The organism is Pseudoalteromonas sp. B160 (assembly GCF_037162485.1).
In the GTDB taxonomy this organism is placed as follows: Bacteria; Pseudomonadota; Gammaproteobacteria; order Enterobacterales; family Alteromonadaceae; genus Pseudoalteromonas; species Pseudoalteromonas rhizosphaerae.
Genome location: NZ_JARLUX010000001.1, coordinates 2,555,261 through 2,567,292 on the forward strand (window position 1 = coordinate 2,555,261; position 12,032 = coordinate 2,567,292).

The following is a 12,032-nucleotide window of genomic DNA, read 5'->3' on the forward strand; positions in this document are numbered from 1 at the left end:
ATGATTATTTTTGTTTATCCAGAGGTAAGGCGATACGCACACATAACCCGCTTGGTTGTTTATTATGCAGCGTTAAACTGCCAGAATGGGCGACAATTGCATTTTTAGCAATCGCTAAGCCAAGTCCTGTGCCGCCGCTAGTTCTGTCTCGTGCATCAGATTGGCGGAAAAAGGCTCACATAATTTGCCTAAATTTTGCGGTTCGACGCCCGGCCCATCATCACTGATCTCTATATAAATAGCATCACTTAAACTCAATGTTAGGGTGATTGTTTGCTCTGCATATTTTATTGCGTTGCGTAAAACATTCTCTAGTGCACTGGCAATGAGGCTCTCGTCACAATAAATATCAACATTGAGTTGGCCATTAATAATTAATTGCTTATTAGTCTGTTTAGCTTCAAATTGTGCATCATTCAAAACATGATCAATAATGATCTGTAAGGATTGTTGATGCAGCGATAGCGCCTGACTTTTCGCCTCTAAGCGCGATACTTGCAGCACATCAGCGATCATTTTATCGAGCTGATTTGCTTCTTTTTCAATGCGTAATAAATAGGTTTGGTTTTCTTCTGGGGTCTGCATTTGCGCAAGACCCGTAGCCATTTTAAGGCGAGTTAGGGGGAACGCAACTCGTGAGATATATCAGCCAATAAGCGCTTTTGTGCAGAAATCAGTTGCTCTAACTGACTTGCCATACTATTAAAGTCGCGGCCAAGTACGCCCAGTTCATCTTGCCTGTTTGGATCAATTTCAGCGCGCGCGGTTAAATCGCCGTCAGAGAGCTTAATTGCAGCTTGCTTTAAGTGATTAATAGGTGCAATTAGGTTACGACTAAATATAAAACTTAAAGTTAATGAAGCCAGTAAAGCAATGATCACTTTTAGCCAAATCGGCATCAGCTTTAACCGTATAAAAAAGGTGGTTGATGATTCTCATCAATTTCGTATAGGTAAAATTGCCCCTCAGGAAGGTTTATTTTTATCGGTCCGAATGCTTGATAATACTCGGTAAAAATAATTTGTGGCGGCATGTTTTTAGTGAAATTAAGTAAACTTAAATCAATCTCACTTGATGGTACTCTGCTACTGAGCGAGTGATCTGGCTGATCTGAATTTAAATATAGTAACTTTTGTTTTGCAAGCCGCGGATGAGTTAAAATTTCGGCAATCGATTTATTATGTTTGACTACCATACGTTCGATGCCTTTGGCCGTGTATTGCAAGTTTTTCTGCATGGGCCCATGTAAGTTCTCATAACTGACTTGATTGGTCGCAATGTTACTTAAAAACACCAATGCAGTTATGGTGCCTATTACTGTTAGCCAAAACCACACAAAAATTTTGAAAAATAAAAAGTGCTGAGGATGTTTTAGCCAAGAAAACCGAGTTTTATTACTCCCCTTGGATAAAGACATAACCAGTCCCTCGCATGGTTTTTATTCGTTCTGCATTGTTGAACTCGGCAATTTTTTTACGAATATTACTCACATGCATATCAATTGAGCGATCAAAAGAGGCTAGGCGTCTACCGAGCACCTCTTCACTTATTTGCTCTTTACTGACCACTTCACCTGCATGTTTAACCAGTAAGGCAAGTACTTCATATTCAGTACCGGTTAGGCTTAGCGGGTGTTCATCTACATACGCTTCGCGGGCAGCTAAATTAATAACAATATTATTAACGGTTAACTTATTACTGCTGGTATTTGCTAGGCTAGTAATATGTTCAATACGACGAGTAATCGCTTTAACCCGTGCGAGTAATTCACGATGATTAAATGGTTTAGGAATGTAATCATCAGCGCCTAGTTCAAGACCAAAAATACGGTCAAAGTCTTCACCTTTGGCGGTTAGCATGATCACCGGCGTTAATTTTGTTTGCCTAAGCTGTTTTAATACTTCAAAGCCATCTAGTTTCGGTAACATAACATCGAGTAAAATTAATGCGTATTCTTGCTCAAGCGCTTGTTTTAAGCCTTGTTCACCATCATGGGCACATTCTATTTGAAAACCTTGCGCAGTTAAGTACTCTGAGAGTAACTCACATAAACCGGTATCATCATCAATCATTAATAGCTTCATTATTTGCTCACCTTAACCACGCTGGAATAACTTCATTTTACGCCTTAACGCACTTAAAAGTGAACCTTTACACAACCTTTACATTGCTTTGCGTTGCTTTGCACTTGGTTAGTTATAGTGAATATAACAACTGAACAGACACTAAGTTACAAGCAACTCAAAGGTAATGATTATGACTATTTCAAGTAAAGTTTCTAAACTAGTATTAATTTGTGGATTAGCGACAGCAACATTAGGCACTGGCGCCGTAATAGCAAAAGAGGGCATGGATCATAAACCAGGCCATTCTCAACAGCATAAACAAGCGCGCTTTTTACTCTCTGAGCGTGGCGTTAAAAAGCTTGATTTAACTGAGCAACAACAAACTCAGTTAAAAAGCATTTTTGATGCGCAAAAAGCACAATTTAAAGCGCTACGTGGCAACGATAAACAGGCCATGAAGCAAGAGCGTGCTGCCCATAAGGCACAAATGCAAGCATTGTTAGATATGCCAGCCTTTGATGAAGCCGCAGCAAAAGAGTTATTAGCGCAGCGCCAAACCAAAGGCGAGCAATTTGGCTTAATTAACCTAAAAACGCAGCATCAAGTATGGCAAGTATTAAATGCTGAACAACGTGAAAAGTACCAAGAAATTAAAAAACACATGCGTAAAAAAGGTGACAAAAAACGCAGCCGTGACGAACAAACGGCAGGCTAAGTAATTACCAAAATTACTAAAGCGAAAAAAGAAGCGCGGGAGAGATCCCGCGCTTTTTTTTAACGAGCCATGTGGCAGCTATTTTATATCGCGACAGAGTTTGCTCTGCAGCTGAGTTTTATCCAACGTCTAAATTATATATTTGACGGGGTATAAACCTGCGGCTACACACTGGTAGCAGGTTTATATCGCGTCATAGTGCTAACTTAATAAGTGTAAGTAACTTGCGTACATTTAAGCGCATGCACAAGACAAGCTAACCTTACTCACTTATGCTATGAATGATGCAAATAAGCCCGCCATTTCACCCGATGAAATAATCAATATTCGCGAAACGTTTAATATGTCACGTGGGGTATTTGCAAGTTTGTTACATACCTCCGCAAGAACGCTCGAAAACTGGGAACAAGGCCGCAGCGCACCTAATGATCAGGCCATTACTTTATTAAAGCTAGTGCAGCGACACCCTGAAACGTTGAATTATATAGCTGAGTTGTAGGAAATGAATGATAAAGGAATATAAAAAGAATCCTTTCTTTTATCGTTTATTAAATCATTACATAAAGTTATTTATGATTAATAAAATTGGAGAAATTGAAGTAACTAATCTTACTAAATTAGCTAAAAACTTCTCACTTATTTCAATCGTGATATGCATAAGCACCTCTCGGTTAAGCGGTTCAAATTAATTGACCAAATAACTATGTTGGTGCTACCCTTCAGTTCCTACACTGGGTGGTTGGCTTTAACTTTGTTATTTGATCAACACCTACAATCAAGCCTAAGTTTGTTTATTCATGCTTAGGCTTTTTTGTTCTTTAAGTTTACCATTTTGAAATGGCTGCGCAACCAAGGTGGCCGTTTAACTACTTGATTTAATTAAATATAAAGCTTGTAATTTCTTTTTGGGATTCAATGTTATTTTTAGGAATGTTTTTATTTCATTGATTAAGTTAAAGAAATTATTTTGTTTAAAAATAACACTCGAGATTTTTAATTTCTAATGTTTATAACTACCATTTTTTATATGTGAATATGTTATAAAAAAACTTGTTCAAACTGCTGTTTTTAGATTGATAGATAAAACTAAAGAGTTGATGCTCTCTAACATATTACTTAACTCAACCCCCTTATCGCTCTACTGATCCCATCTAAGCTCAGTGGGTACATACGGTTATCCATCAACTGCTTTATAAAATCAATTGATTGATAGTAACGCCAGTGTTCAACCGGTTGTGGGTTGAGCCAGGCGACTTTATCAAAGTGATTAGTGATACGGGCAAGCCAAACACTGCCGGGCTCTTCGTTGTAGTGTTCCACTGAGCCGCCAGGGTAGGCAATTTCATACGGGCCCATAGTGGCGTCGCCAACAAAGATCACTTTATAGTCACTAGTGAATTTGTTGATCAGCGTCATAGTGTCGATGACGTTGGAATGGCGGCGCTGATTATCTTGCCATACGTGTTCGTATAAACAGTTATGGAAGTAGTAAAATTCTAAGTGTTTAAACTCGCTATGCGCGGCGCTAAATAATTCTTCACAGGTGTGAATATAGTCATCCATTGAGCCGCCAATATCAAACAGCATCAATACTTTTACCGCGTTGTGGCGCTCTGGTGCCATTTTTACATCCAGCATGCCGCCTTGCTTGGCGGTCGCGCGAATGGTCTCGTTTAAGTCGAGGGTGTCACTGGCACCAGTGCGAGCAAACTTGCGCAGTTTTTTAAGGGCGAGCTTAATAGTGCGTGAGCCAATTTCACGATCGGAATCTAGGTTACGGTATTCGCGTTTATCCCATACTTTTACCGCTTGGCGATTGCGGTTGCCGTCTTGACCAATCCTTACGCCCTCAGGGTTATAGCCATACGCGCCAAATGGAGATGTACCACCGGTGCCCACCCATTTATTGCCACCAGCGTGGCGTTTTTGTTGTTCTTCTAGGCGCTCTTTGAGGGTTTTCATTAGCTCATCAAGGCCGCCCATGGCTTTAAGTTGGGCTTTTTCTTCATCGGTTAGGTGTTTTTCAAACTCTTTGCGCAGCCAATCTTCAGGTAAGTTGTGCTGCTGTTTTAAGCTCTCGAGTAAGTCGATATCGGCAATGCCGCTAAAGTAATCAGCAAACGCTTTATCAAACCTGTCAAAGTGAGTTTCGTCTTTAACCATTATGGTACGGGCTAAATAATAAAATCCGTCAATATCGGCAAATACCGCGCCTTTTTTTAGCGCGTTGATCAAATCAAGCAGCTCGCGCAAACTAACAGGTAAACGGTATTCACGCAGTTTGAAGAAAAACGCAGCCAACATCTTAACGGCGACTCATAAAGGCAAGTTTTTCAATTAAGCTGATATCTTGCTCATTTTTAAGTAGTGCGCCAAACATTGGCATTAAACCGCCTTTTTGAGTTTTGTCATGCAGAGTTTTTGCATCGATGTCTTCAGCCATAAGCAGTTTTAACCAATCAAGTAACTCGCTGGTGGAAGGCTTTTTCTTAATGCCGTTGACTTCACGTAGATTAAAAAATACTTCCAGTACTTGGCGAACTAAATCTTGTTTTACGTGTGGGTGGTGAACATCGATAATTTGCTGCATTTCGTCACTAGATGGAAAATCAATGTAATGGAAAAAACAACGGCGTAAAAAGGCATCGGGCAGTTCTTTTTCGTTGTTTGAGGTGATGATCACAATAGGGCGTTGTTTTGCGATTACACGTTCACCGGTTTCATAAACATGAAATTCCATTTTATCGAGTTCTAATAGTAAGTCGTTCGGGAATTCGATGTCGGCTTTGTCTATTTCATCAATTAATAATACCGGGCGTTTGTTATGTTCTTCACCATAGGTAAATGCCTGCCACAACTTGCCTTTAATAATATAGTTGCCAATGTCGTTTACCCGGGCATCACCTAATTGGCTGTCGCGTAGGCGTGATACCGCATCGTATTCATATAAGCCTTGCTGCGCTTTAGTGGTCGATTTGATATGCCATTGGATAAGTGTGGTGTCTAAGCTTTTAGCCAACTCCTCAGCCAGCATGGTTTTACCTGTGCCGGGCTCGCCTTTGATCAAAAGTGGCTTTTCCAGCAAAATAGCCGCATTAACCGCTTGTTTTAACGCTGAACTTGCGATGTAGTTATCAGTAGAATTAAATTGCACGTAAATACCTATCTGGTCTGAGCAGTAAACAATATGCCTATCATGCCATAGTTAATCGGCTTCACCAAGGTAGCTAAAGCGTGGAATAATTTGGCCGTCTTTCTCGACGGTTTCGCTAAACATACTCAGTGGTCGTGCCCACATGCCAAACTCACCATACAAGGCTTGGTAGATAACTAATTGTTCGTCTGTTTCACTGTGAGTGGCGACGTATAGAACTTTGTACTTTGGGCCTTTGTAGTGTTGGTATATGCCTGATTTGAGGGTATGTGGTTTTATTGCTGTAGTCATGTTTTGATCTCTTGTATAATTTGTCTTTGCACTTTTAATGCTAACTAATTTGCCAATACTATGAACTATATTTCGTTAGATGATTACAAAAAAGCGTGGGTTTTTCGTCATAAAGATGCGCCAGTAACAGAACAAGACCTTGCCTTAATTAAACCTATGAGCCATGAGCGTGCCGCTGTTTTATGGAGCACCATGGTGAGTCGTGAACATGACCATCCTGATTTTTTTGAAAAAACAGACTGGTGTGGTAACGAAGACAATTTCTCGCAAACTATTCACTGGGAAGCTGCATGGGAAGCCGGCGCTGAGCAACTGCCAGCTGAGATACTTGCGCACTTAGGTTGGCAAGCTAATACCACCGTGTATTTTTGTATCGCCCGCGATAATATTATCGAAACCAGCTTTGATGTGTTTAAACGCAATTGGCAAAATTTTATGTTTTTAGCTGATGGTAGTCTGTTATTAGGTAAGAAACGTGATGAAGTAGTGCAGTTTTTAGAAACTGGCGATGCTAAATTAGGTATAAAGTCACAAGTTAAGTAACCTGAGCTTTGCTTTTGTAAATAGCAGAGCTTAAAAAGCAGTCAATACTGTGCTATAAAACAAGCAACTAGATGTTTTAGAGTATGATCGTTGGCTGCAAGCGACCCCTTTCAACAAGTCGATATTTGGCAATCAGATACACAACGTGTGCTATATGCACAGTTGTGCAATGCTTTTATGCGCGGGAAATAGGTCAATTAGTTGTTGAAGTGAATGAGCAGCGTTTACGCAAGCGATTAAAAAGTCTTCCTTATTATATAGAACGCGCAGCAACGGCCGTGGTAAATGGTCAAGTTCCTTTTCAGTTAGATCCGCACAATGGCTGTTGGCTTGATAAGCAAAAAGCTCAGCCTCCCAACGCAAAAAATAATGATGATTTTTATCAAACACATAAAAATGTAGGTTTAATTGTTCCGCTTTTACTCAATAGCGCAAATCAAACCCGTGTTGCAATAGACAGCATCGACCAAGTAAGCGACAATAAACTTCATTGTAATGAGCATGGTTGGTTTGACTGCCAAGGTCAGCCGCTTGAAGGGGCAGTCGGTGGTGTTATTAAAGCCCACAAAGGCAACAATGGCCGCTGCTTGTTGTGGCCATCAGTGGTCTTTTGATAAACGCACAACACCGCGTATTTTATCACTGAGAGAAATGCTGCTAGCAGGCAATATCAATTGGCGTAATTTAAAACGTCCCCATGTTCGAGTTAAAAAATATAATACCAGTAGCCTTAATCGCATTATAAATTTGTACTGGTAGAGTAAAATCAAGGAGTGTTTAATGCGACTGTTTCAATTCACGCTGCTGTGCTTAGCGTTATTTGTACAATATCGATTATGGTTTGGCCACAACGGTGTACAAGATTATAGTCGTTTAAAAGCTGCTGTTACTTCACATCACGATACTAATGCTCAATTGATCAAACGTAATAAAGTGCTTAAAGCCGATATTGAAGATTTAAAGCTTGGTCAAGAAGGTGTGGAAGAGCGCGCTCGAAATGAATTAGGGATGATCAAACTCGGCGAAACATTTATTCGTGTTTTACCTGGGCAGCAACAAAATGACAACTAATTATACCCTTGCAGCCATAGTCCCAGCCGCTGGCGTGGGAAGCCGTATGCAACATAGCGCACCGAAGCAATACATTCGCTTGGCTGGTAAAACAATTCTTGAACATACACTTGCTAAACTAGCGCAACTCAAACAATTAACGACTATTGTGGTGGCCGTCAGCGATGATGATCCTTATTTTGCTACACTGGAGTTTATTGATCAGCGCATTGTCCGTGCAAGTGGCGGCAAAGAGCGAGCCGACTCGGTACTTAATGGCTTATTAGCGCTTGCAGATAACCCGCCTGATTGGGTGTTAGTGCATGATGCGGCAAGGCCGCTGGTTACCTTGGCTGATATTGAGCGCTTACTTAGTGAGTGTATTAACGCTGACGAAGGCGGTATATTAGCAAGCAAAGTGAAAGATACCATTAAGCGCGGTGCAACTCATAGCCAACAAACAGTGCCACGGGATGACTTATGGCAGGCGTTGACCCCGCAATTATTTAAGTACCACGATTTAACGCAGGCATTGCAAACTGCGCTTGCTCAGCAGGTTACGATCACCGACGAAGCATCGGCAATAGAATGGGCGAATAAGCCCGTAAAGCTAGTGGCTGGGCGTAGCGATAATATTAAAATAACCACTCCAGAAGATTTAGATTTAGCCAACTTTTTACTCCAAAAACAACACAGTGAGAATGCATCATGATTCGTATAGGCCATGGCTTCGATGTCCATAAATTTGGTGGCGAAGGCCCGTTAACTATTTGTGGTGAAAAGATTGCTTACCCACAAGGCTTTTTAGCGCACTCTGATGGTGATGTTGCGATCCATGCACTATGCGATGCTATTTTAGGCTCATTAGCAATGGGCGATATTGGCAAGCACTTTCCTGATACCGCCATTGAATATGAGAATATAGATAGCCGTATTTTATTACGCCATGTTGTTGATTTAGCTAAGCAGCAAGGCTATGTACTGGGTAATGCGGATGTAACGATAGTAGCGCAAGCGCCAAAAATGCTGCCGCATATTCAAGCCATGCGTAAGAATTTAGCCGCTGATTTAAATGCTGAACTGGACCAGGTAAATGTCAAAGCAACAACCACTGAAAAGCTCGGTTTTGAAGGGCGAAAAGAAGGTATTTCAAGTCATGCAGTGGTTATCATGAGCAAGCAACCACTATGAGCGAGTTAAATTATTTATACGGTGCACCACTATCTAAAGCTGATTTTAAAACCACTGCTGAAGATTTTATGGTTGATGAGGATTTAGGCATAGAGTTTACCGGCAGTGGTGAACACGTCTGTTTACAGGTCGTTAAAAAAGGCGAAAATACCCAATACGTTGCTAAATTACTTGCCCAAAAAGCGGGGATTTCGCCACGTGATGTCAGCTTCGCTGGTATGAAAGATCGCCACGGAGTATGTAGTCAGTGGTTTAGTGTGCCAGTACCCATTAAAAAAGACATTGATTTTACTGAGCTAAACAGTGAATCACTGTTTATCATTGCTCAGCAACGGCATAATCGTAAGCTGCGGACTGGCTGCCACAAAGGTAATAAATTCAGCATTATTCTGCGTAATGTAACTCAGCCGTTAGACATTCTTTGTCGTATCAACGCGGTACGCGCCAGGGTGCCTAACTATTTTGGCGAACAACGCTTTGGTCACGATGGTCATAATTTAGTGATGGCTAAAAAGATGTTTGCCGGTGAGCGCATTCGTGACAAAAAACTACGTGGTTTAATTATCTCTGCTGCACGTTCTTATGTGTTTAATCAAATAGTGAATTTGCGTGTTGCTGAGCACGGCTTAGCTAAAACCATGCACCGTGAAGTGTTTATGCTCAGTGGTAGCAATGCATTTTTTGAAGATGCCATTAGCGATGAAAATATCGCTCGTCTTGCCTCTGGCGATATTATGATGTCTGCGCCATTGGTCGGCACTAGCGAAAAAGGCCTCACCGAACAAGAAAAAATATGGCTAGAGCCGTATCAAGATTGGTGTGAAGGGCTTGGTAAGTTAGGGCTGAAAAATGAGCGCAGAATGTTGCGTTTGATCCCACAAGATTTAACCGTTGCAACGATTGATGAAACTACCATTAAATTGAGCTTTGGTTTACCCAAAGGCACCTTTGCCACGGCATTGTTACGTGAGCTGGTGGATTACACAGATGCAAGCCCACGAGTACATAAAGAACAGGACGCTGAAAATGAAAATTCTTCTAAGTAACGATGATGGTGTTAATGCAAAAGGTATTGCAGTGTTGTATCAGGCATTGACGCAAATTGCAGACGTAACGTTAGTTGCACCTGATCGCAATTGCAGTGGCGCAAGTAACTCACTGACGCTACTTAATCCACTGCGTGCTACCACGCTAGATAACGGGTTTATTTCGGTCAATGGCACACCAACTGATTGTGTGCATTTGGGTGTGAATGAATTACTTAATGAAAAGCCCGATCTAGTCGTTGCCGGTATTAACCACGGTGCAAATTTAGGTGACGATACTTTGTACTCAGGGACTGTTGCAGCAGCAACCGAAGGACGTCATTTAGGCTTGCCCGCAGTGGCGGTGTCTTTGTGCTCAAAAGAAGGCAATCATTTTGAAACGGCAGCAGCGGTGACTGTCAGCATAATTAAAGAGCTGGCGTCACATCCATTGCCAAAAGATCAAATCATCAACATTAATGTGCCAGATATTCCGTTATCTGAGCTAAAAGGCGTGCAAGTAACGCGTTTAGGTGCGCGTCATAAAGCAGAAACCATGACTAAACAACAAGATCCATGGGGACGAGACATTTATTGGTATGGGGTTTTAGGTGCCGAAAGTGATGCCGGAGAAGGTACAGACTTTTATGCTATCAATAATGGCTATGCATCGGTTACGCCACTAAGTGTTGATATGACAGCGAAAGATAGTTTGGCTGCGGTTGGTGAGTGGCTTAAAACAATGGAGATCAACGGTGCTGGCTAATTATACTCGAAGTGCCCGTGCGCTCGCTGACCTATTACAGCGTGAAGGTGTTGAAGATAAATTGGTACTCAGCGCTATTGCTGATATTCCACGTCATGTATTTGTTGATGATGTACTTAAGCATAAAGCGTATCAAAATACGGCGTTGCCAATAGGTCAAGGACAAACAATTTCACAGCCATATATTGTTGCCCGTATGACCGAGTTACTGCGTTTGGCTGGCGTGCGCGATAAAGTACTTGAGATAGGCACGGGTTCAGGCTATCAAACAGCGGTGCTGGCGAAAACCTTTTCAAAAGTATTTTCGGTAGAACGAATTAAAGCGTTACAATGGCAGGCTAAGCGCCGTTTACATAACCTAGACTTATACAACGTTTCCATGAAACATGGCGATGGTTGGCAAGGCTGGCAGTCACAAGCGCCGTTTGATGGCATTATTGTAACCGCCGCTGCATCGCAAGTCCCGCAGGCATTACTTGATCAACTCATTGATGGTGGGGTGATGATTGCGCCAATCGGTAATGAAGATCAACAACTGGTTATGGTTGTGCGCGAAGGCGAAAAATTTACTCAACATGTTATTGCGCCAGTTAGATTTGTACCTTTAGTCCCTGGCGACATTGAATAGGAAGTCACTTTGAAATTGTTTACTAAGTTATACGATATGGCATTAGTGTGGGCAAAACATCGCCACGCAGAGCGTTATTTAGCTGGGATGAGTTTTGCTGAATCGGTTATTTTTCCTATTCCACCCGATGTAATGCTCGCGCCGATGTCGCTTGCACAACCGAGCAAAGCATGGCGCTATGCTACTTTTGCTACAGTTGCTTCGGTGCTTGGTGGTATTTTAGGTTATTTGCTCGGATTTTGGTTATTTGAACCTGTAGTAGAGCCATTAATAGCGCAAATGGGTTGGCAAGAAAAGTTTAATACCGCTTTAAGCTGGTTTAAAGATTATGGCGTATGGGTGGTGTTTTTAGCCGGTTTTTCGCCAATACCCTATAAAGTATTTACTATTGGTGCAGGGCTTTTGCACATGGCGTTTTTACCTTTTTTATTAGCTTCTGCTGTCGGGCGTGGTGCGCGGTTCTTTTTAGTTTCAGCGCTAATGAAGTGGGGCGGAGTAAAAATGGAGCAAAAATTACGTCAATATGTTGAGGTACTTGGCTGGGGGTAGTGATTTTAGTGGTGGTTGCATACTTTTTATTACGTTAAGCATCTAAATAACTAC

General features: G+C 41.6%; 12 protein-coding genes and 4 pseudogenes. 11 read left to right on the top strand and 5 right to left on the bottom strand.

What is annotated here, in order from left to right:
* Positions 1-4 precede the first annotated feature (4 nt).
* A pseudogene (locus tag P4S61_RS11870) lies at positions 5-1,417 on the bottom strand (ATP-binding protein).
* Entirely contained in the window at positions 1,395-2,084 is a 690-nt protein-coding gene (locus P4S61_RS11875) for a response regulator (RefSeq protein WP_149982148.1), read from the bottom strand. Before P4S61_RS11875 ends, P4S61_RS11870 begins: the two are co-directional and overlap by 23 nt.
* A 172-nt stretch (positions 2,085-2,256) precedes the next feature.
* Between P4S61_RS11875 and P4S61_RS11880 the strand changes: the two genes are divergently transcribed.
* Both P4S61_RS11880 and P4S61_RS11885 read left to right on the top strand, forming a co-directional pair.
* Positions 2,257-2,781, top strand: coding sequence for a Spy/CpxP family protein refolding chaperone (locus P4S61_RS11880; RefSeq protein ID WP_182758393.1), 525 nt, complete (start codon positions 2,257-2,259; stop codon positions 2,779-2,781).
* A 241-nt stretch (positions 2,782-3,022) separates the two neighbouring features.
* Positions 3,023-3,280 (top strand): annotated as a pseudogene (locus tag P4S61_RS11885) (helix-turn-helix domain-containing protein); the annotation flags it as partial.
* A 617-nt stretch (positions 3,281-3,897) separates the two neighbouring features.
* Here P4S61_RS11885 and P4S61_RS11890 read toward each other — a convergent pair.
* The 3 genes from P4S61_RS11890 to P4S61_RS11900 are packed head-to-tail and all read right to left on the bottom strand — an operon-like array spanning position 3,898 to position 6,226.
* Entirely contained in the window at positions 3,898-5,085 is a 1,188-nt protein-coding gene (locus P4S61_RS11890; RefSeq protein ID WP_337118316.1) for a vWA domain-containing protein, read from the bottom strand.
* A gap of 1 nt (position 5,086) precedes the next feature.
* Entirely contained in the window at positions 5,087-5,935 is an 849-nt protein-coding gene (locus P4S61_RS11895; protein WP_337118317.1) for an AAA family ATPase, read from the bottom strand.
* 51 nt (positions 5,936-5,986) lie between these two features.
* Positions 5,987-6,226, bottom strand: a complete 240-nt coding sequence (locus P4S61_RS11900) for a DUF1653 domain-containing protein (protein ID WP_145235257.1) — start codon at positions 6,224-6,226, stop codon at positions 5,987-5,989.
* Positions 6,227-6,286: 60 nt separating this feature from the next.
* Between P4S61_RS11900 and P4S61_RS11905 the strand changes: the two genes are divergently transcribed.
* The 9 genes and pseudogenes from P4S61_RS11905 (at position 6,287) to P4S61_RS11945 (ending at position 12,016) form a co-directional block, all read left to right on the top strand.
* Positions 6,287-6,769 (top strand): DUF2947 domain-containing protein, encoded by a 483-nt coding sequence (locus P4S61_RS11905; protein ID WP_145235259.1) that lies wholly within the window; start codon positions 6,287-6,289, stop codon positions 6,767-6,769.
* Positions 6,770-6,859: 90 nt separating this feature from the next.
* Positions 6,860-7,528, top strand: a pseudogene (locus P4S61_RS11910) (hypothetical protein).
* A gap of 21 nt (positions 7,529-7,549) precedes the next feature.
* The gene (gene ftsB, locus P4S61_RS11915; protein WP_337118318.1) at positions 7,550-7,840 is read left to right on the top strand and encodes a cell division protein FtsB; all 291 of its coding nucleotides are present in this window, start codon (positions 7,550-7,552) and stop codon (positions 7,838-7,840) included.
* A complete protein-coding gene (gene ispD, locus P4S61_RS11920; protein WP_145235266.1) occupies positions 7,830-8,531 on the top strand; it encodes a 2-C-methyl-D-erythritol 4-phosphate cytidylyltransferase in 702 nt (233 codons plus the stop codon). Before ftsB ends, ispD begins: the two co-directional genes overlap by 11 nt.
* Positions 8,528-9,010: a 2-C-methyl-D-erythritol 2,4-cyclodiphosphate synthase gene (gene ispF, locus P4S61_RS11925; RefSeq protein ID WP_145235268.1), complete on the top strand. Its 483-nt coding sequence runs from the start codon at positions 8,528-8,530 to the stop codon at positions 9,008-9,010. The genes ispD and ispF overlap by 4 nt, the downstream gene beginning before the upstream one ends.
* The gene (gene truD / locus P4S61_RS11930; RefSeq protein ID WP_337118319.1) at positions 9,007-10,056 is read left to right on the top strand and encodes a tRNA pseudouridine(13) synthase TruD; all 1,050 of its coding nucleotides are present in this window, start codon (positions 9,007-9,009) and stop codon (positions 10,054-10,056) included. The genes ispF and truD overlap by 4 nt, the downstream gene beginning before the upstream one ends.
* Complete coding sequence (gene surE, locus P4S61_RS11935; protein WP_145235272.1) at positions 10,037-10,801, top strand: 5'/3'-nucleotidase SurE; 765 nt, start codon at positions 10,037-10,039, stop codon at positions 10,799-10,801. The genes truD and surE overlap by 20 nt, the downstream gene beginning before the upstream one ends.
* Positions 10,791-11,429 (top strand): protein-L-isoaspartate(D-aspartate) O-methyltransferase, encoded by a 639-nt coding sequence (locus P4S61_RS11940; protein ID WP_182739733.1) that lies wholly within the window; start codon positions 10,791-10,793, stop codon positions 11,427-11,429. The genes surE and P4S61_RS11940 overlap by 11 nt, the downstream gene beginning before the upstream one ends.
* Positions 11,430-11,438: 9 nt before the next feature.
* Positions 11,439-12,016: pseudogene (locus P4S61_RS11945) on the top strand (YqaA family protein).
* Positions 12,017-12,032: the final 16 nt, after the last annotated feature.

Coding starts and splice junctions, on each gene's coding strand:
- ispD (WP_145235266.1), top strand. CDS start 7,830: ATGACAACTAATTATACCCTTGCAGCCATAGTCCCAGCCGCTGGCGTG.
- ftsB (WP_337118318.1), top strand. CDS start 7,550: ATGCGACTGTTTCAATTCACGCTGCTGTGCTTAGCGTTATTTGTACAA.
- ispF (WP_145235268.1), top strand. CDS start 8,528: ATGATTCGTATAGGCCATGGCTTCGATGTCCATAAATTTGGTGGCGAA.
- truD (WP_337118319.1), top strand. CDS start 9,007: ATGAGCGAGTTAAATTATTTATACGGTGCACCACTATCTAAAGCTGAT.
- P4S61_RS11905 (WP_145235259.1), top strand. CDS start 6,287: ATGAACTATATTTCGTTAGATGATTACAAAAAAGCGTGGGTTTTTCGT.
- P4S61_RS11890 (WP_337118316.1), bottom strand. CDS start 5,085: ATGTTGGCTGCGTTTTTCTTCAAACTGCGTGAATACCGTTTACCTGTT.
- P4S61_RS11880 (WP_182758393.1), top strand. CDS start 2,257: ATGACTATTTCAAGTAAAGTTTCTAAACTAGTATTAATTTGTGGATTA.
- surE (WP_145235272.1), top strand. CDS start 10,037: ATGAAAATTCTTCTAAGTAACGATGATGGTGTTAATGCAAAAGGTATT.
- P4S61_RS11875 (WP_149982148.1), bottom strand. CDS start 2,084: ATGAAGCTATTAATGATTGATGATGATACCGGTTTATGTGAGTTACTC.
- P4S61_RS11900 (WP_145235257.1), bottom strand. CDS start 6,226: ATGACTACAGCAATAAAACCACATACCCTCAAATCAGGCATATACCAA.